At 39.8% G+C, this 18,491-nt stretch carries 19 protein-coding genes and 1 pseudogene; 14 read left to right on the top strand and 6 right to left on the bottom strand.

Translation table 11 applies throughout. From position 1 onward, the window contains the following. Positions 1-187 precede the first annotated feature (187 nt). The 14 genes from AACQ93_RS09220 (at position 188) to AACQ93_RS09155 (ending at position 13,493) form a co-directional block, all read left to right on the top strand. Positions 188-1,309, top strand: coding sequence for an ABC transporter permease (locus AACQ93_RS09220; protein ID WP_064604329.1), 1,122 nt, complete (start codon positions 188-190; stop codon positions 1,307-1,309). Position 1,310: 1 nt separating this feature from the next. After that, positions 1,311-2,072, top strand: a complete 762-nt coding sequence (locus AACQ93_RS09215) for an ABC transporter ATP-binding protein (protein ID WP_064604326.1) — start codon at positions 1,311-1,313, stop codon at positions 2,070-2,072. Next, complete coding sequence (locus tag AACQ93_RS09210; RefSeq protein WP_064604320.1) at positions 2,065-3,090, top strand: MlaD family protein; 1,026 nt, start codon at positions 2,065-2,067, stop codon at positions 3,088-3,090. Before AACQ93_RS09215 ends, AACQ93_RS09210 begins: the two co-directional genes overlap by 8 nt. After that, entirely contained in the window at positions 3,083-3,679 is a 597-nt protein-coding gene (locus tag AACQ93_RS09205) for a PqiC family protein (RefSeq protein WP_064604317.1), read from the top strand. The genes AACQ93_RS09210 and AACQ93_RS09205 overlap by 8 nt, the downstream gene beginning before the upstream one ends. Positions 3,680-3,855: 176 nt before the next feature. Further along, positions 3,856-4,725: a universal stress protein gene (locus AACQ93_RS09200; RefSeq protein WP_064604314.1), complete on the top strand. Its 870-nt coding sequence runs from the start codon at positions 3,856-3,858 to the stop codon at positions 4,723-4,725. 51 nt (positions 4,726-4,776) lie between these two features. Further along, on the top strand, positions 4,777-5,109 hold the full coding sequence (locus AACQ93_RS09195) for a hypothetical protein (protein WP_064604311.1): 333 nt from the start codon (positions 4,777-4,779) through the stop codon (positions 5,107-5,109). 173 nt (positions 5,110-5,282) lie between these two features. After that, positions 5,283-6,107, top strand: coding sequence for an N-formylglutamate amidohydrolase (locus AACQ93_RS09190; protein WP_064604309.1), 825 nt, complete (start codon positions 5,283-5,285; stop codon positions 6,105-6,107). Beyond that, positions 6,100-8,013, top strand: a complete 1,914-nt coding sequence (locus AACQ93_RS09185; RefSeq protein WP_064604300.1) for a flavohemoglobin expression-modulating QEGLA motif protein — start codon at positions 6,100-6,102, stop codon at positions 8,011-8,013. The genes AACQ93_RS09190 and AACQ93_RS09185 overlap by 8 nt, the downstream gene beginning before the upstream one ends. An 8-nt stretch (positions 8,014-8,021) precedes the next feature. Next, positions 8,022-9,218, top strand: a complete 1,197-nt coding sequence (locus AACQ93_RS09180) for a glutathione synthetase (protein WP_198160115.1) — start codon at positions 8,022-8,024, stop codon at positions 9,216-9,218. 281 nt (positions 9,219-9,499) lie between these two features. After that, positions 9,500-10,042 carry an outer membrane beta-barrel protein gene (locus tag AACQ93_RS09175; protein ID WP_064604297.1) on the top strand — a complete coding sequence of 181 codons (543 nt, stop codon included), beginning with the start codon at positions 9,500-9,502 and terminating at the stop codon, positions 10,040-10,042. Positions 10,043-10,207: 165 nt separating this feature from the next. Beyond that, a complete protein-coding gene (gene rimK / locus AACQ93_RS09170) occupies positions 10,208-11,113 on the top strand; it encodes a 30S ribosomal protein S6--L-glutamate ligase (protein WP_064604294.1) in 906 nt (301 codons plus the stop codon). Between the two features lie 29 nt (positions 11,114-11,142). Continuing rightward, entirely contained in the window at positions 11,143-12,111 is a 969-nt protein-coding gene (locus tag AACQ93_RS09165) for a CorA family divalent cation transporter (protein WP_064604289.1), read from the top strand. Positions 12,112-12,173: 62 nt separating this feature from the next. After that, on the top strand, positions 12,174-13,343 hold the full coding sequence (locus tag AACQ93_RS09160; RefSeq protein ID WP_198160114.1) for a cation:proton antiporter: 1,170 nt from the start codon (positions 12,174-12,176) through the stop codon (positions 13,341-13,343). Beyond that, positions 13,344-13,493 carry a hypothetical protein gene (locus tag AACQ93_RS09155; RefSeq protein ID WP_157097539.1) on the top strand — a complete coding sequence of 50 codons (150 nt, stop codon included), beginning with the start codon at positions 13,344-13,346 and terminating at the stop codon, positions 13,491-13,493. A 57-nt stretch (positions 13,494-13,550) separates the two neighbouring features. On the opposite strand, the gene AACQ93_RS09150 is transcribed toward AACQ93_RS09155, so the two are convergent. The 6 genes and pseudogenes from AACQ93_RS09150 to AACQ93_RS09125 all read right to left on the bottom strand — a co-directional run bounded on the left by AACQ93_RS09150 (position 13,551) and on the right by AACQ93_RS09125 (position 17,446). Beyond that, complete coding sequence (locus AACQ93_RS09150; protein WP_445323156.1) at positions 13,551-13,943, bottom strand: DUF2391 family protein; 393 nt, start codon at positions 13,941-13,943, stop codon at positions 13,551-13,553. 5 nt (positions 13,944-13,948) lie between these two features. Further along, positions 13,949-15,007, bottom strand: coding sequence for a transporter substrate-binding domain-containing protein (locus tag AACQ93_RS09145; protein ID WP_198160113.1), 1,059 nt, complete (start codon positions 15,005-15,007; stop codon positions 13,949-13,951). Between the two features lie 67 nt (positions 15,008-15,074). After that, on the bottom strand, positions 15,075-15,659 hold the full coding sequence (locus AACQ93_RS09140; protein ID WP_064606607.1) for an AAA family ATPase: 585 nt from the start codon (positions 15,657-15,659) through the stop codon (positions 15,075-15,077). Positions 15,660-16,046: 387 nt separating this feature from the next. After that, positions 16,047-16,287: pseudogene (locus AACQ93_RS09135) on the bottom strand (type II toxin-antitoxin system Phd/YefM family antitoxin). A 67-nt stretch (positions 16,288-16,354) separates the two neighbouring features. After that, entirely contained in the window at positions 16,355-16,678 is a 324-nt protein-coding gene (locus AACQ93_RS09130; protein WP_064604279.1) for a hypothetical protein, read from the bottom strand. Between the two features lie 528 nt (positions 16,679-17,206). Continuing rightward, positions 17,207-17,446 (bottom strand): hypothetical protein, encoded by a 240-nt coding sequence (locus AACQ93_RS09125; RefSeq protein WP_064604277.1) that lies wholly within the window; start codon positions 17,444-17,446, stop codon positions 17,207-17,209. Positions 17,447-18,491: the final 1,045 nt, after the last annotated feature.

Genomic DNA, 18,491 nt, shown 5'->3' with positions numbered 1-18,491 from the left:
AAGGTATAAGAGACGGAACTACGTAATACTTTTTTAAGCTAGAGAATCAGCTCTTATTAGTGAGAATGTCTGTTGCAGGCGAAATTCTCTGTATCAATTATGATTGATACATGTTCAATCGTTGTCAGAAAAGACACTGTGTGATGTGAATATTAATAGGCAGACATCCTTCGGGCATGGTTCTACCATGTCAATCACATTTGACGACACTACCGATAATGCCGTCCAAGTAGCTATCTCTGGAGACTGGTTACTAAGGGAGGGGATTCCTTCTGTCGAAGCGTTCTCTGAGCGAATATCCGGTGATCCTAAGCCGCACAAAATTCTCTTTGATACTACGGCACTGGGGGAGTGGGACACCTGCTTGATAACGGTGCTAATTGCGATTCTACATCTGGCTAAAGCTAACAATGTTGACGTTGATAAATCGGGTTTACCGTCTGGAGTGCAACGGTTAATTACCCTGGCTTTTGAAGTAACAGAAAGAGAGGGAGCAAGACGTGCATTAAAGAAACGTAACTTCTTGAGTAATGTCGGAGAGGCCTCTTTGGCTATCTGGAGTGAGTTCAGGCGATTACTGAATTTCATTGGTGAGTTGGAACGTTCAATCAGTCGTTTTATCTCGGGTAAGGCGACTTACCAGCGTTCTGATATTGCATTATATAGTCAGGAGGCCGGTGCAGAGGCGTTGCCAATAGTGTCTCTGATTAGCTTTTTGATAGGTATGATTTTCGCCTTTGTCGGTGTAATGCAGCTCAATTTGTTTGGTGCCGGAATTTATACTGCCAATCTGGTCGCTGTCGGCATGGTTAGAGAAATGGCGGCAATCATGACAGCAATAATTATGGCAGGCAGAACAGGGGCTTCATATGCAGCCCAGATTGGCACCATGAAAGTTAATGAGGAAATCGATGCACTGACTACACTTGGTATTAACCCTGTTGATTTCCTTGTCACGCCTCGCATGATTGCGCTGGTGATCATGATGCCGTTGCTGACCATGTATTCAAGCCTGATGGGGATAGTCGGCGGCATGGCTGTGTCACTTGCAATGCTAGATGTCTCACTTGTTCAGTATGTTCAGCAAACCATTAATGCGGTTCATTTGAATTCGTTAATTGGCGGGCTGTTTAAAAGTATTGTTTACGGAAGTCTTGTTGCTCTAGCAGGATGCCTGCAAGGTATCTCCTGTGGGAACAGCGCGATGGCCGTCGGGCAAAGTACGACGAAAGCTGTTGTGATGGGTATCGTTCTTATTGTGGTCAGTGCTGCGATATTGACTGTCATTTATATCAATCTGGGAATTTGATATGGATGATAATGACGCCCATATTGTCGTGAAAAACCTGTCAATCGCTTATGACGACTTTCTTATTCAGAAGGATCTGAACTTTTGTGTTAAACACGGCGATATTTTTATCATTATGGGAGGCTCAGGCTGCGGAAAAAGTACCTTGCTAAAATGTATGATTGGCCTGAAAAGCCCAGCCCAAGGGGATGTGTTATACGATGGCCTGGCATTTTGGGCATCAGATGAAAACGCACAGAAACAGGTCAAGCAGCAGTTTGGCACCTTGTTCCAGTCAGGTGCCTTATGGAGCTCCATGACACTGGTAGAGAATATCGGCTTGGCATTAAAGCAATATACAAATTTGAATGAGTCACAAGTGCGTGATGTGGCTGCATATAAATTGATGTTGGTTGGCCTTGCCGGGTTTGAAGATTATTACCCGGGAGAGTTGTCCGGCGGAATGAAAAAGCGAGCGGGTCTTGCCCGGGCCATGGCTCTGGATCCGCAAATATTATTCTTTGATGAACCCTCTGCCGGGTTAGATCCCATCAGTGCAAGATTACTTGATGAACTAATCCTTGAACTAAGAGATTCACTGGGAACAACGGTGGTTGTGGTGACGCACGAACTGGCAAGCATTTTTGCGATAGGCAATAATTCCGTATTTCTTGACTCGGTTACCAGGACTCAACTTGCTACAGGTCATCCTGTTGAGTTACGTGATCATTGCCCAGATCGGATTGTGCGCAATTTTCTGACGCGTGGAAAGGCTTATGAGTAAGCAAGCCAACTCAACAGTGATTGGTGCATTTGTTGTTATCGGCATGGTATTAACCGTGGTATCCGTTGTGCTTTTTGGTGGTTCAGAATACTTTGCGAAAAGAGAGAAATATTCGGTCTATTTTGATGATGATACCAAAGGGTTACGGGTTGGTTCTAATGTGTTGTTAAATGGAGTGAGGATTGGCTATGTTTCTGAAATATCACTATTAATGGATAAAACCACGTTTACCACGATTAGCCTCGTGACACTGGAAATTTTGCCTGATACTTTTCTCATCACAGACGAAGGACAGGTTGTCGGAACGGGGGCTGGAGAGGTTGGGGAGTATGAAGGCCTGATATATCAGGCAGGATTACGCGCCCAATTAGAAATAGAAAGTTTTCTGACTGGCCAATTGGTGGTAAATCTGAGTCTGCAACCTTATACCCCTTCAATCATGAGAGGGATTGATAGTCCCTATCCTGAAATCCCCACAATTTCCTCCGATGTTCAGCTAATCATGGCTCAGCTTAAAAATTGGATTTTTGAAGTCGCAGAGAATGTTGATGCTGTTGAAGTATCGAGACGGTTTAACCGAATTATAAGAGGTTTGGATGAATTAAGTAATTCGCAAGACTTAAGGGCAGCACTTGCAGGAATTAATCAGCTAATTAACGACAAGCAGACCCAACAACTTGCCGGTACAGCGATAAAAGCGTTCAAACAAGTGGATGCAATGGCTTTGGATGCCAGTCAGTTAATTCAACATGTTGATGGAAGGGTGGTTGGCTTGGGCTCCGATCTCACTCTGGCATTGTCGAAGCTGACTTCATTACTGACAGAAGCGGAGCAAACGTTGGTTATGGCCAAAAAGCAATTGCGTGGAGAAACTGTTCAGATGTATCAGTTAGAAGCGACCTTAAAAGAGATAGAAAGTGCGTCCAGGGCTGTGAGAGCGTTTTTTGATTATCTTGAGCGAAATCCAGAAGCTCTGCTGACGGGCAAAAAAGATTTCCGGGAGGTACGCCGTGAGTAAATCAGCTCGATATATCTTGAGCTTATTACTCATGATATTTCTAGTTTCTTGTGGGTCGGTATCTCCACCTGTGCATTATTATCGTTTGCAACCGTTAGAACAAACGCCACAACCAGATATTGTTAATGTAAGCATTATCGGGCTTGGTCCTTTTCGTGTTGCGGATTATCTCAAACGATCGCAAATCGTCACCCGGGTGTCAGATGCGGAAGTGAAAGTGGATGATTTTTCTCGATGGTCGGAGCCATTGGATTTGGCAATTCACAAAGTGTTGGCGACAAACATCGATCACCAGTTGGCAAATACTATTGTGGTGGCTTTTCCTTTCCTCTCTGGTGTTGATATTGATTATTTTGTTGTTGGTCAAATAGATCGATTTGAGGCAGACCACGAAGGAACTGTCGTGCTGGATATACAGTGGGGGCTAGTAGATGCTGAGCGTCAATTGTTGGTTGAACCAAGACGGGTACGTTATCAAAGAAGGATCGAGAAAGGCGGAGAAATGGAAGCCATCGTTGTTACGATGAACCAAATATTGCAGCAGTTGAGTCTGGATATTGCTAACAGTTTTATAGCTCAAACTCTCTAATACAGCCAGGTTAGGTGTTGCGATTGAGGTCTATCGGGAGGGAACTATCACATTAAGTCGCAGAAAAGGTATAAATTTTTAGTTAAAGACTAAACTTCATATTGTGTTTAACGATGAATATGCAGGCGGCCTTGATAACTAAATAAGTGCGCGTTTTGCTTGTGAAAGGAGGCGAAATGAAAACCCTGTGCTTGTTTGGTTATTTACAAAGTCCTCCAAAGCATTCCACCTTAAGGAATGCGCTTCATTTAGCTGCCGGATACAAGAGTGGACTTCATATCTTGATTGATGGGTATGTGAGGAGTATTGAGCGCAGTTACCTCGATGTTTTTGGCTACAAACGAAAACTGCAGCAGAATATTCAACAAGATTTGTCATCCGTTGTTACTGGGCTGAATGACCATATTAACTCAATCCTTGAAGAAGAAGAACTTGCGGTTAATGTCAGTATCGAAGTTCATCAGGGAACTCGCTGGGACTCAAGATTAACTGAGGTCATTGGCGAATTTGGTTCTGATTTATTGCTGATTGATTATGGTGCCGGGAGTGACATTCACCCTGTATTTAAGCGGTTGGCGTCATTGCCTGTTTCTGTTTTATTAATGAAAAATCGGCGATGGAAACAGAAGCCGATGATTTTGTCTGCACTTGATCCTTTGCATAGCCATGATCGTCCTGCAACGTTAGACAAGCAAATCGTTTCTGAATCACTCTCGATATCAGAGCGACTAAATACAAGTTTCAAAATTGTTCATTGTTGCTATGTTACGTCTTACTTAGTTAAGTATTCTAAGCAAATTTACTCGATTCACTCTGATGATCTAAAAGCATTTTGTATTGAAAATAATATCAATTATATTCAGAAATTCATATTAGAAGGTAACCCTGAGCTGGTGTTACCTGAGTTCTCTATGAAATATGGCTGCGATATCTTGATTATGGGGGGTTACTGCCGAAGTGCTTTCTCTAATTACTGGTTAGGAAGTACAACAGAAGCGGTGGTAAAGGCAAGGCCATCTGATGTTTTGCTAATCCGGCCAAGTTAGTTGTTCATAAGCTTATGCTATTAATAAGCATTTTTAATGAGGAACGATGAAATGAAATATTTTGTACTGCTTACTGCACTTTTCAGCTTTTTTGTGATAGCTGAAGATGATGCCCTAAATAAGGGAACGAACACTGTTAGTGAATCAATTGTTGATAATGATGAGAGTGAGTTAATTACAGAAGAGCAAGCTGAAGAAATGTCTTTACAGAGAACCGACGAATATGACGTTATCACTAAAGAAAGTTATGAAACTTTAGATAAGCTAATTGAAAATAAAGTGAAATCAAAACGGGCACAGTTTTATTCTGTAGAATATGATGAAGATAATTCAATAGGTGAATATCGGGCCACTGTGACGGAATATATGCATTTGGATGAGTGATTTTGTCTGGTAAATGTCAGTGATTAGAGCGAAAAGCATTTCTGTGAAGTGAGATGATATTCATTTTTAAAATCAACTTTATGATTTTTTGTGTATTTGTTTGACTAAGTATTGAAGAGGTTCATCAGTTTTTCATTAAGCTATACTAAACCTATCTTTGTGAGGGTTTAGTCATGAAGTCAAAGGACTCGATAAATAAAAAGAACAATGCATGGGTGATAAACCGTGGTACTGGTCCTATTGTGGCAACAGCGATTCATAGTGGGCATCAGTTAAGACCCGAAATTGCTCAGCTTCAATGCTTGGAAGCAAATACGCGCCTGAGAGAAGAAGACCCTTTTACTGATTTGTGGACAAGAATTGTTAGTCAGCGCGTTGTCGTAAATCAATCCAGATTTGAATTTGACTTGAATCGAACACCAGAGACTTGTGTTTACGAATCTCCCGATGATGCCTGGGGATTAGTCATTTATAACAAAGCATTACCGGATGATGTTCGAAAGAGAAGTCAGGAAAACTATAGTGCTTTCTATGATGAGCTCTATCACTATTATGATGAATTGAAAAGGCAATATCATCACTTTGTGATATTGGATCTGCACAGTTATAACCACAAAAGAAACGGCCCAGAACATCTTGCAGCAGAACCAAATAAAAATCCTGAAATAAACATTGGTACGGGAACATTAACTTGTGCCCATCAGTGGCGCGAGCTTATCAATAATTTTATTAATGATTTACGTCAGTTTGACTATTTAGGTCGGCATTTGGATGTTCGAGAAAATATCAAGTTTGTCGGGCGTAATTTTGGTCAATGGACACATCATAACTTTGCCGGGCATGCATGCTGTTTATCAATTGAAGTGAAAAAAATATTTATGGATGAATGGACAGGGGAACTGGATCCTGACCAACATCAATTGATTCAAAATGCCTTGGCATCGACGATTCCCGGAATTCATGAAAGCTTGAATGAGTTAGAGCAACATCATGAATAAGAACGATAATCCTCTGTTAGATCAGGTTGTTGTTGAAGATATTTGTCGTCGGCTTAGAGGGAATAAACGCATTCAACGTCGGCTGCCCGGAGATGGGTTTATAAAAATTGATCGACAGCTCCCTTTTTTGTGTGTCTATCGGCGCTTTACGGGAAATAATGATTCGTTAACAAGTCGATTAATAAAGAGTGAAGCATCATATCTTATCATGCCAGCAAATCGTTTTAGGGCTAAATATAGGACGCTTATTGAACAAGTAGTAGAGGAAATGAATCGTGCGTTTGGGGCATTTCTTCTTTTTGAAATATGGGCCGGTAATGAAGTTGTGGCTGATGAGTCAGTTGATCCTGAAGCGGTTCGCCCTTTTTTTTCTGTTTTTTCCGATACTCATGGTGAATTGATTTCAACCAGTGAAAGTTTGGAACAAGCACTGCGGAAAATCAGGATTTTGAAAAAGCAGTCAGTCGTTACTCTTGAATATCGAAGGATAACACGCCCGGCAGGAATGCGCCCTTTGTTGTCAAAGACTAGGTTGTTAGAACTGAAGTGTTATTCACTAGGTCTTGAAGTGACACCGATTTATCGAAAAGCTGAAACCGGAGAACAATACCCTCTTGTTTTCAGAAGTATGCATCATGGTGTTTCTAAGGCAATAAAACAGGCCCTATTTGAATTCATCAGAAGTAATACTACGCATACGCCTCCTCATTTTCATGCGTTGGGACCGCGTGCGGTAACGAAAGCTGTAACGGAAATAGACAGTCAGCTTGCAGCAATTAGTGCAAAGTACGACTTCTTACTTTTAGTGACCCCAATTAATACCCGGGCTGGATGGGCTGAATTTCGCAAGCGTGGTTGCGAACGAATGCCAGTCTTGCATTATCGCCCGCTGCCAATTGATCCGGCCTGGCTAAAAAGAGAACTTTATAATATCAATTTGGATCGCGTCATGGATCCAACACTTGCCTTTCTATTTCAACAGAAAAGAAATGAAATGGATCGCGAGCTGACAATGTTGTCAGAGAGGAATACCACTAAATTTCTGTTAGGTAGCATACAACTTTATGGACGTGTTGATGAGCCTCTAATGTTTACAGCGCTTGAGATCCTTGAAGCTCTACCGGGACGAAGCAATGACGATACGTTTAGTGGCCGCCATTCTTCGACGGAGTTTGCTGAGCTGGCACAACGAGAAATAAGCCGTTTTCAACATGAACTGGGATGTGAAGTTCAGTCGCGTGTCTTGATTACAGATGAAGTGTCAGGACTGATGTGTAGCAAGGGGAATGTTCTTGTTGGTAGTACAGTTCGAATCCCTGGAAACCGAGTGCAAGCCTTACTACAGCATGAAGTCGGAACACATATCCTTACTTACTTGAATGGTACCGTTCAGCCACTGAAGTTATTGGCAGCAGGACTGAATGGTTATGATGAACTACAGGAAGGGATTGCCGTTTTGGCTGAGTATTTAGTGGGGCAACTCAGTCGTGCTCGTATTCGAATGTTAGCCGGGCGAGTCGTTGCGGCCCGCTATGTAGAAGAAGGTGCAAATTTTGTTGAAACTTATCGTCGTTTAGAAGAACAGCATAACTTTGAACCTTTGACGGCTTATCGAATAACAGTACGTGTACATCGAGGTGGAGGATTAACAAAAGACGCCATTTACTTAAGGGGGTTAATACGTTTACTCAGCTACCTTGAAAATGGTGGGGATTATAATTTGTTATTTGCCGGGAAATTGGCCTATGAACATATCCCAACGATAACCGAATTACAGCATCGTGGGTTTTTGTCATCAGCTAAGCTATTACCATCTTATTTTGAAAGCGGTAAGGCATTGGTTAGGTTAAAAAACGTTAGTGCAGGTATGCATCCTATCCAGCTTGTCGACCAGAAAAAATACTGAGGTGTAAAATGGTAGATAAAAATGAAAAGTTAAATGGTGAGGATTCGGCTCAGCAAAATATGGCTAATGAAGATGTACAATCTTTACCTTCAGCCGATCAAATTGACACATCAACGACGATAACGCTGACAGAGAAAAAGGAAGGTAAGCAACGAAACTCCATACGTATTGGTTTCTTTGTCAATGACATTAAGACAGAGGAATCCGGGTATACGACGACACGGTTATCAATGTATGCCCATAACCGTGGTCATGAAGTCTTTTATATCACCCCTGAAGACTTTGCTTATGATCCGGACGAACAAATTCGTATACATACAATCACACCGCCAAAGCGAAAATTTAAGTCTCTAGAAGGCTATATACGAGATGTGCAGAGCTATAAATCAGGAAAGGAGCGTATCGCATTAGGAGATTTGGATATTTTGATGCTCCGCAACGATCCTTCAAGTGAACCGGGCTCAAGAGCGTGGGCTCAGCAGGCAGGGGTGTTGTTTTCACGTATGGCCCTGCAATCAGGCGTTGTTGTTGTGAATGATCCCAATGGATTGAGTGCTGCAATGAATAAGATGTATTTTCAGCAGTTTCCAGAAGAGGTTCGGCCTCAAACGCTCATCTCTCGCAACCGTGATGATATTCGTCATTTTGCAAATGAGTTTGGCAATATTGTTATTAAGCCTCTCCAAGGATCTGGTGGTAAAAATGTCTTTATGGTTAGAAAGCAGGATTTACCCAACCTTAACCAAATGATTGATGCCGTTATCAGAGATGGTTACGTCATTGCACAAGAATACCTGAGTGAGGCGGAAAAAGGAGATATACGCTTGTTTTTGATGAACGGGCAACCGCTGCGTTACCGGGGAAAGTATGCGGCCTTCAGGCGAGTTCGCACTGGTGATGATATGAGAAGTAATATTCATGCAGGCGGAAAAAAAGCTCGAGCAGTGATTGGGGAAGCAGAACTGAGGATCGCGGAGATTGTCAGGCCGAAATTAGTTCAGGACGGTATGTTTTTAGTCGGGTTAGATATCGTGGGGAATAAACTGATGGAAATCAATGTATTTAGTCCTGGTGGGCTGGGAAGTGCACAGTCATTTGAAAAAGTGAATTTCTGTACACCAGTGCTCGACGCACTAGAGCGAAAAGTTCGATATATGGAATTTTACCAGCGAAAGTTTAATAATGCAGAAATGGCTGTTCTATGATTCTGTATCATATATAAAATTACGGAAAAAGAAACGTTATGTGGTGCTCTTTTGGTAAATAATACTGTTTATTCAAATTGACCTACTGTCTTTTGGATATTAATGATGATTTTATAGATAAATAAACCACTTAGTATTCGTATTCAAGGTGGTTTGTACTTTATTTTATTAACTGTTATAAATCATATGCTTACACATTATTAAATATGGGGCATTTTCTTTTTTTTAATCGAATGGCGTCTAAACTTTACTTGATTAATAACCATAAGAAGGAAAACGTCATGAAAAATAAAGTAGTGGCCGCAGTTGTAGGTTTGGCGATTTGGGCTCCAGCCTTATATGCTGTTGATCTAAAGGAAGGGACACAAGAGTTTGGACTACAAGGGAGCCTTGACCTGGATTATGTAGATGAGTATCTATTTGTAATTAACACATCATATGGATACTTCATTTATGATGACTGGCAGCTTGGTGGTGTTTTAGATGGAAGTATGAGTGAGCACAATAAAAGTTTTAATATTGGTGCTTTTACAGAGTATAATTTCACTAATGAGTCTGACTGGGTACCATATGTAGGAGCGGCGGCACAGCTTGCAACACTGAGCTTTGACGGTGGAGAGTTTAAAGATATTGATTTAGATTCAGAAGATATAACAGCACTTAATATCAAGTTCTCTGCAGGTGTTAAGTATTTCATTAACCCTAATGTGGCTATCAGTGCTGAGGTTAATTACAATATTGCAACCGATGATATCAGTGTAACAAGCGATGGACTAGAAGATAGCTTCTCGCGATTTGTATTTGGTACGAGATTTTATTACTAAATACATTCTATTATTTACCTCTTATGTCTCAGCGAAAGCTGAGACTTTTTTATTTTTCCTATAGTTCATTTGTTTTGCGCCATGTCTCATCAATATTATTGATTTTATATGGATTGTATTCAAAGCTTTAGTGATATGTTTTTGTTATTTAATTAGGTAATTACCGTGAAAATAGCAATATTATCAAGAGATAAGACGATGTACTCCACAAAACGTCTTGTTGAGGTGGGAATTGAGCGTGGACATGAAATGCATGTGATTGATGTCCTTAAGTGCTATATGAACATTAATTCACGAGCATCCTCAATTCACTTTGATGGTGAGCCGCTTATTGGTTTTGACGCAGTTATTCCCAGAATAGGTGCATCTGTTACCTTTTATGGGACAGCTGTGCTGAGGCAGTTTGAGACGATGGGGGTTTATTCAATTAATGAATCGGTTGCAATATCACGATCTCGAGATAAATTAAGAGCATTACAGCTCCTGGCAAGGAAAAACATTGGGCTTCCTATTACAGGTTTTGCGAATAAGCCCAGTGATATTCCCGATCTCATTGATATGGTCGGTGGAGCCCCCTTAGTGATTAAGTTACTAGAAGGAACGCAGGGGATTGGTGTTGTTCTGGCTGAAACCAGAACGGCCGCGGAAAGTGTTATTGAGGCATTTCTTGGTTTACACGTCAACATCATGGTTCAGGAATACATAAAAGAAGCTGGTGGAGCTGATATACGTTGTTTCGTTATCGGTGACAAAGTCATAGCAGCGATGAAAAGGCAAGGAAAGGAAGGAGAGTTTCGCTCAAACCTTCATCGTGGTGGTACAGCAAGCTTAACACGTATTACCCCTGAGGAGCGCTCGACAGCAATAAGAGCGGCTAAAACGATGGGGTTAAAACTGGCTGGCGTGTATTTACTAAGGTCGATGCACGGTCCGGTTGTGATGGAAGTGAATTCATCACCAGGATTGGAAGGGATAGAAGCTGCATCAAATAAAGATATAGCATCAGCCATTATTGAGTTTATAGAGAAAAATGCAGCCATAAAACCCATACGCACTCAAAGTAATGGTTAGTGACCTCTTATCAAAATGAGAATATAATCATGTATATTGTGAATATCAAGGATGAGATATATACACCATATGTAAATCTTAAAGACATAGATCTTGATGATCTAAAAGGTGTTTTATGGATTCATTTTCAAGGTGATTTTAATGAAACAAAAGATGAAATACAGTCGTTAATCAATGTAGATGATTTTACCCTTCAGGCTCTATGTAATGAGCAAACTCGACCCAGAGCATTCGTTAATGATCATGATGAGCTTGTTGTTACATTAAGAGCGGTCAACTATTTTAGTGAAAATGATGCGAGACTTGTATCATTAAGACTGTGGATGGGAGATAAGATATTAATCTCTATTTCAGAGTTTGAAATCCCAGCGCTTGAGTTTTTTTACAAAAAACTGTGTAAGCGAAGTAATACTTTTAAGACTGCGTATCATTTACTTTGGCAATTAATCGATTGTGTAAATGACGGTGTAAATAATTATACTTCTGATATAGAAGAATCATTAACATTATTAGAGGATAAATGGGATAATAATCAAAAAATAGTACAGAGTGAATTGAGTGAGATACGTTATGCAATATCTAATTCACGTCGTTTTTTATTTCCTCAATTAGAAGGGTTGCAAAAAACATCGAAGGTTTTAGAGGTAGAGTTTATTTCAGAAGATGATTATTCTATAAATCAAATGCGTTGGCGTGAAATTATTAACATAGCAAAACGTGATTTGGAAGTTCTCTCTGAAATGACAGAACGGGTTAATATCCTCCGCGATTCATATCTGCAGTTAACGAATGAAAGCCTTACTAAGACTATGTTTCTTCTCTCTGTTGTTGCCACTTTCTTTCTTCCTCTCACTTTTATTGCCAGCTTGCTTGGTATGAATGTTAATGGGATTCCTGGTAGTTCCAGTTCGTGGGCATTTGGGGTTGTATGTGCTGTGATGGGAATATTTGCTGTAATTCAATGGAACCTGTTTAAGCGATGGAAATGGCTACATTAATAATGTTAAGGACCTAATCAAATAACTCATATAAGGACTGTCATATGCACATGGATCCCCTAATGCCCCATTTAGTAGCTGCAATGCTATTAATGTTAGTTACAGGTTTTTTGATTAAATTGCTTCAACAACCTCATGTGATTGCCTATTTGATTGCAGGTATTGTTATTGGGCCGTGGGGGTTGTCACTTATCTCAGATATACATGTTATAAGTCGCATTGGGGCGATGGGGGTTATTTTACTTTTATTCTTTGTCGGTATGGAAACTGATGCAAGGCAGTTGGTTTCAAATTGGAAGTTATCTCTGTTTGGTACTGTAGTGCAGATCGGATTAAGTGTGTTATCTGTTTGGATATTAGGGGCTTTGTATGATTGGTCTTTTGAACGTATTTTGCTAATTGGTTTTGTAATCAGTTTGAGCAGCACTGCAGTTGTAATAAAGTTGCTACAGGATAGCTCTATATTGAAGACAAAAGTCGGGCAGGCTGTACTTGGTGTATTGTTAGCTCAAGATTTAGCCATAATACCGATGTTAATTGCTCTAGGCATATTGGGAAGTGATGAGGTTAATTCTTCACATTTGATGTTACAAGGTGCCGGTGGTTTGTTAGCTGGGGGCTTTTTTGCTTTTTTAGTGCTGAAAAAGCAAGTGCACTTACCATTATCTCGGTGGCTGATGCAAGATCATGAGTTGCAATTGTTCGCTGCAATGAATATTTGTTTTGGTCTTGCTTTAATTACAGCATGGTTTGACCTTTCTACTGCATTAGGAGCCTTTTTAGCGGGAATGCTGATTAATGCTGCAAAGGAAACTCAATGGGTTCACCATACGTTAGACTCGTTTCGGGTTATGTTTGTATCTGTCTTTTTTGTTTCGGTCGGAATGTTGTTAGATATAGGTTTCCTTATTGATAATTTACTAGAAGTGTTGGCTCTCGTCTTATTGGCTCTGCTCACAAATACATTCATTAATGCATTTATACTGAAAATTTCTGATTACAGTTGGACAGATAGTCTATATGCCGGAGTATTATTGTCGCAGATCGGTGAATTTAGCTTTGTTCTTTCCGCTGTAGGATTACAGATAGGTTTGATAAGTGATTATGGATACCAGCTCGCTATATGTGTTATTGCCGTCTCACTACTTGTGAGTCCGTTCTGGATTAATGCGGGTAAAAAACTGTTAAATTGGAACGACAAAGACGAACATAACCTCTCTGAGGAAAAATAAATGGAGCAGTATTTAACAGATAACAAACTGATTGCATCTCTTGCACTCATTATTATTATTTTTCCAACTCATGAAAATGTAAATATCGAGCAGAGGTTAACAGATGATTTCATGGCTTTTTGGTATGAAGAGTTAAAAAGTAAAAAATAGTCCAAAGGTTCAATAATTAATGACACTGGTATTGTATTAATTTACTGAATTTAATAGTTATTCTTTATCAAAACTATCTACAACGATAGCACCCATTGATGCGGGCATTGTGATAACAATTATTCTTTTTATTGCAATTAGTGTGTCTGTGAGTAATGGGAGCTTACCGATAGAAAGTAAAATAAGTGCGACAACCAGAGCCGCAATACAATAGGCTATGACGATGCGTGTTATAAAGACGGATATTCTGTATTTAATATTACCTTGAAAAACGCTTTGATAAGCAAAAAAGCCAAGAAAGAATACAGAGATGGATAGTAGTAAAAGAAGGTTACTAAGAGGCAGGGTTTCAGCAATTCGCCAGGCTTCTTCTGAAAAAGAGATAGGCACAGCAAGTGCAAAAGCACCGATTATTACCTGGCTGACATCTTCTAAATTGAAATTTTTCACGACATTCATCCTTGGTAACGATAGAGTATTTCTTTCCAGGAAGGCTGCTCTTTTAATGACAATATGCTTCTGTTGAGTTGCTCTCTTAGCGGGCTGTTTGTTTGAATTGCGATACCGTAAGCCTGTGGTTCGAATTCTCCTGGAATTAGCGTGATTTTTTGTTTGAAGTGGCGGTTTATCTCAAACTTTAGTATTGGTGAATCGTAAAGCACAGCATCAATTTCTCCTGTCAGTAACCGGGCAAGTGCTTGTTGCAATGTTGGGTAATGTTTGAAATTTGCATCAATGGAAACAAGATATGCCTCGCTGGACGAGTTTTTCAATGTACCAACTCTAACGCGATTTAAGTCTTGGGGGCCTTGTACCGTAGAAGTGAGCTCTGAAAGTGTTAGGCTTGTTGTAATGGCCGCGGTAATACTTGAGATAAGAATAATGGCTGCGAACATCCATATCAGAGCTATAAACCTTCCAGTTATTGTTTTTGGCGCTTTGTCGCCATAACCGACAGTCGTCATGGTTACTGCTGCCCACCAAAATCCAGAACCAATGCCTTCAAGCGGGGTTCCTCCGAATTGTTCTTGGTTTTTTTTACGTTCGATTAACCATATCACAGTACCAAGAATGGCTAGAAGGCTGCAAAGCAGAAAAACAACTTTAATAAAATCGCGTGAAAAAAAGCCAGCGATCACTTTTCTCCAAGCACTGTTTTGCTCAGCGGGAACAGCGATGGCTAGGCCTGTAGTGAAATAGGCATGACTGAAGTCTACTTGTTGTTCCCTTGTGTGAGTTATAGTAATTGCAGCAATGCTGGCATCTAGCTGATTGTTGCTTACTAGGTTGATTAGCCCTTTTAAATCTGTTTCAACAAACTCATAAGAAAGATTATTCTGCAAAGCTAATTCACGCCATAAGTCAATGCTAATACCAATCCATTGTTCTTTATCATTTTTCATCGCAAAAGGAGGGGAAACCTTTGTTCCGATCTTTAACTTATGAGCCGTTTCTGCATTGCAATGATTAGTGATAACAAGGCAGAACATTGTAAATAACAGAATCCTAATCACTGAGTCTTCCTCGGTATTCATTCCAATGACTTTGTTTGTCTATTCATGTACCTATTTCTATATGGGGTTATCTATTATGCCTATTTATCACATTTTCAATGGTCATTATTCCGAACATAATCTTTCTTACAAATGACTCTGAATTGCCGACAAAATAAAAGTGTGGATGCCTTGACCATACTTTTTGTAGTTTTTTATCTAGCTTTGCCGCTTGTTCAGAAGATTCGTTTCTTGCTGGGTTGTTACTAGTAATATCATGACCCGTAGTAGCCGCAGATTCAAAAAAGATAACTGCGTCATATCTTGCAACCTCATGTTCAAAGTTTGAATCTACTTCTCGGAAAAAATCGCTTTCTGAGCCGGGCCAGTATGCGAGTCCATCAAGTGTTCCACGATCACAGACTAACAGTTTGTCCGGATATTGTTTTTCTTGAATATCCTCTAAATTTTTTTGAAGAGAGAAAATTGCTTTTTGTACGACTTTAACAACATGCTCACTGTGTGACCTAGTTATGCCTCCGGCAAAGAGTACGGTCGCTGCTTCTGGTACAACTGCTATTTGTTGACATAACTCCCTACGGAAAAGATCGAGTGCTGTAGTTTTTCCACCTCCAGGCCCTCCAGTAACAACAACCTTAAGTTGTTTCTTCATTTTCACCTCTACTTTAACCTGCATTCGAAAAGATTATAGATTTAAAAAACTTTAAATTTACGCTTTCTATTATAGTGCAATATGAAAGGAGTTCACTTTGGTTGTTTATTAATTAAAGGTGGTTGAGCTTTTATATAACGTTTTCTGTTATAAAACTAATGGCTATGGATGTTAAAGGTCGATTTGACTTTTATTTGTCGAAAAAAAGCTTGGTTCTTTTAGTTGTTATATGGTTTTCTGAATCGTTTTATTAATTGCAATGACTATTATCAGTAAGTATAAATGATAATATTAAATCATTTGTTATCACCACTATGGTGGCGTTATGGCACATGCTACTTTATAGTTACAAGGATAGAGTTCCTATCGGTTGATTAAGTAGCCAAACTATTTCAGCCACTTTGACATTTTGTTTTTGGCTGCTTCGTGAGATAATCCTTTACCTCCGGCTAATGCATGTTCAGCACGAACAATATCTTCAAGGATTTCCAGCCGATTTTGCATCAGCTCGTAGTCATCAGCATCCACAAGGTACGCCAAGGGCTAAAACAGGCTCTTTTGATTCATGCAGCTTTGCAAGGGTTGCAGTTGCACCGTGCTCGGTGAATGTTACAAGTTCTACTTTCATTTTGATTTGATTACGATGTTAATGGGATGGTTGTAGAATCGGCTCTTTTGCAGGTGCATTATATCAGTCAGGAATAATTAGTGTGGTGGCTCATACTGTAATCACAATATCCCTTCAGGGTGCTTTCACTTTCAATCTCTTGAATTTGCATCCACAGCATAGGGGCGAAGCTTTTTATTGTATCAACTTCGTGCCGGAATTCGGACTTATCACCCATTTTGTCCTCAGCGAGCCAAGCCCGTGGGGACATGCTTATTATACCTATTCGAAAGAACTCATGGATTTCGTCTTCGATTTTTTTATCGTTCCCAGTAACGATAAACACTGTCCGACCTTCTCCAGTTGCGAAGTAGTCGACAACTGCTACTTTATAAAAATCAGTTACCTGCATACCAATCCCTCTCTCTTTTCGGAAAAGCTATGTATTAGTATATGCAACTTAGAGTAAACCAATGTGGAGCCGCTGAGACTACGAGCTAAACGAACGCTTCAGTCCCCCCCTTACTCAACTCTGAGGGTGATGCGGGGCAGAGTAGTAGCCATAATTTAGCTCCTGTTATATCAAAGTGTCACATGATTATTGTGGCCTAGAAGTGTGCAATAAGCCTAACTTGTTTCTGTTCTGCGACGTGTCAGTGCCATTCGTGCTAGCTCACCTTTGCCCCATTATCTGTTAGTGCTAAAGCTTATTCACAGCCTGTTAATGTTGATTAACTATACATTTTCTAATCTCTGTTCGTTGAGTGAGACACAACAAAAGGTATGTGACTGGCAGACCTTTTATCATGGTGCACAGAACGGGTGTTATGTTTAATCAGTTCAAAACTGCCGAGTGTAATAAGTCACCTTGATTGCTTTGTATTGCAACTTTTTCTTCATGTCGAATTGCATATCCGAGAAAGGGTAATTATTAGATTTATCACACAAATTCTTCACCTTTATTATCGAGTGTTTTCTTACCGCAAACCTGACAAACAATATAACGGTCTAAGTCACAAATTGTCTTAAGAGTATAATCCGTACATTCAGGGATGAGAAAACGCTCAATTATGAATTCTTTGATGCCACCCCAAACTGTCTTTTCATACCGAGATTTTTTGTGTTGTACAACTTCTTTATGTTTTGTTGTTTTGCCACATTGAGAACAATATTGTTCCATAACTTCATCCTTATGTTAGTAACTGGCTACATAAAGCCCTAACATCAAAAAGAATTATTCGTCTTCCATAACTCAAATATAATATGCCATCTGTTGCGCTATGGTTTGAGATTTATCAACATTTATGATAAATCTCAGAGAGCTATCTCTTTGATAGAAGTGTTTGATGGAATATCGGAAGTGATACCAATATCCATGGATAAGCAGGATGATTCATAGTAGTCAAAACGACATCAAAATCATCAAGAGCACTGAGCTAAAACAGTAGCAATAACGGCGTTTTGGGTCATCTGAGCAAGGAAATATTACTCCCGATAGCGGTTGAAAATTTGTGACGCTTTTTGAGCTATTTATGAATCACTAAGAGTGGACTTAACTTTTGTTTGAAAATGTGATCAAGCAATGATTTACCGCAGCTTCAGTGACTTTGAAAGTATAGTGGGAAGATGAATTTGGTCAGAAAACTAAAAGATTGCGATACTTGAGCTAATTCATGGGTTGCGAATTTAGCAAAACCACTGCACACTTATGTCCAAATTCGTGCCAGCTTCTTCATCTGCCACGATTTTGCCCCTTTGCGAGGTAGCTTGGCTTTCAATCGATATAATTCGTTACAGCCTTTCGGGGATTTCTGTGGTGGATAAGGCTAGAAGGCCGTGCTCATTTACTTCTAGTTTCTTTCAAAATCGAAATTTAAACTAAAAGCTATTATCTACATTATTGTACAAGCCAGTACTGAATCGTGGTTTGATGCTAGATCTTTGATACGAAAAACAGATTGACATAATGAAAAAAAAAGGTAGCTTTTAACTCATGAATAAAAAGCCTAACTTTCACCGAATTATTATCATCATTTCTTTTGAAGTGGTGGGATAGTTAGCGCAGCTATTTTTTACAAACCCGCCTAAGAGGCGGGTTTTTTTGTTACTTCACCTCTTAGGCTAAAAGTGAGAACAAGAGGTAAGTATGACAATTTTTCAAGATCAACACTCGGTATTGGTAAACATTTCTTTTGCCATACATATCCCCCAATGCAGCCATCTTA

Source organism: Photobacterium sp. J15, from assembly GCF_963870815.1.
In the GTDB taxonomy this organism is placed as follows: Bacteria; Pseudomonadota; Gammaproteobacteria; order Enterobacterales; family Vibrionaceae; genus Photobacterium; species Photobacterium marinum.
Note: the sequence above shows the minus strand (reverse complement) of the source record. Positions and strands in the feature narration are given on the sequence as shown.

What these genes read in the sequence shown, in the direction of transcription:
- AACQ93_RS09175 (WP_064604297.1), top strand. Translation starts at nt 9,500, where the DNA reads ATGAAAAATAAAGTAGTGGCCGCAGTTGTAGGTTTGGCGATTTGGGCT.
- AACQ93_RS09185 (WP_064604300.1), top strand. Translation starts at nt 6,100, where the DNA reads ATGAATAAGAACGATAATCCTCTGTTAGATCAGGTTGTTGTTGAAGAT.
- AACQ93_RS09200 (WP_064604314.1), top strand. Translation starts at nt 3,856, where the DNA reads ATGAAAACCCTGTGCTTGTTTGGTTATTTACAAAGTCCTCCAAAGCAT.
- AACQ93_RS09195 (WP_064604311.1), top strand. Translation starts at nt 4,777, where the DNA reads ATGAAATATTTTGTACTGCTTACTGCACTTTTCAGCTTTTTTGTGATA.
- AACQ93_RS09155 (WP_157097539.1), top strand. Translation starts at nt 13,344, where the DNA reads ATGGAGCAGTATTTAACAGATAACAAACTGATTGCATCTCTTGCACTC.
- AACQ93_RS09140 (WP_064606607.1), bottom strand. Translation starts at nt 15,659, where the DNA reads ATGAAGAAACAACTTAAGGTTGTTGTTACTGGAGGGCCTGGAGGTGGA.
- AACQ93_RS09165 (WP_064604289.1), top strand. Translation starts at nt 11,143, where the DNA reads ATGTATATTGTGAATATCAAGGATGAGATATATACACCATATGTAAAT.
- AACQ93_RS09180 (WP_198160115.1), top strand. Translation starts at nt 8,022, where the DNA reads ATGGTAGATAAAAATGAAAAGTTAAATGGTGAGGATTCGGCTCAGCAA.
- AACQ93_RS09130 (WP_064604279.1), bottom strand. Translation starts at nt 16,678, where the DNA reads ATGCAGGTAACTGATTTTTATAAAGTAGCAGTTGTCGACTACTTCGCA.
- AACQ93_RS09210 (WP_064604320.1), top strand. Translation starts at nt 2,065, where the DNA reads ATGAGTAAGCAAGCCAACTCAACAGTGATTGGTGCATTTGTTGTTATC.
- AACQ93_RS09190 (WP_064604309.1), top strand. Translation starts at nt 5,283, where the DNA reads ATGAAGTCAAAGGACTCGATAAATAAAAAGAACAATGCATGGGTGATA.
- AACQ93_RS09125 (WP_064604277.1), bottom strand. Translation starts at nt 17,446, where the DNA reads ATGGAACAATATTGTTCTCAATGTGGCAAAACAACAAAACATAAAGAA.
- AACQ93_RS09215 (WP_064604326.1), top strand. Translation starts at nt 1,311, where the DNA reads ATGGATGATAATGACGCCCATATTGTCGTGAAAAACCTGTCAATCGCT.
- AACQ93_RS09160 (WP_198160114.1), top strand. Translation starts at nt 12,174, where the DNA reads ATGCCCCATTTAGTAGCTGCAATGCTATTAATGTTAGTTACAGGTTTT.
- AACQ93_RS09220 (WP_064604329.1), top strand. Translation starts at nt 188, where the DNA reads ATGTCAATCACATTTGACGACACTACCGATAATGCCGTCCAAGTAGCT.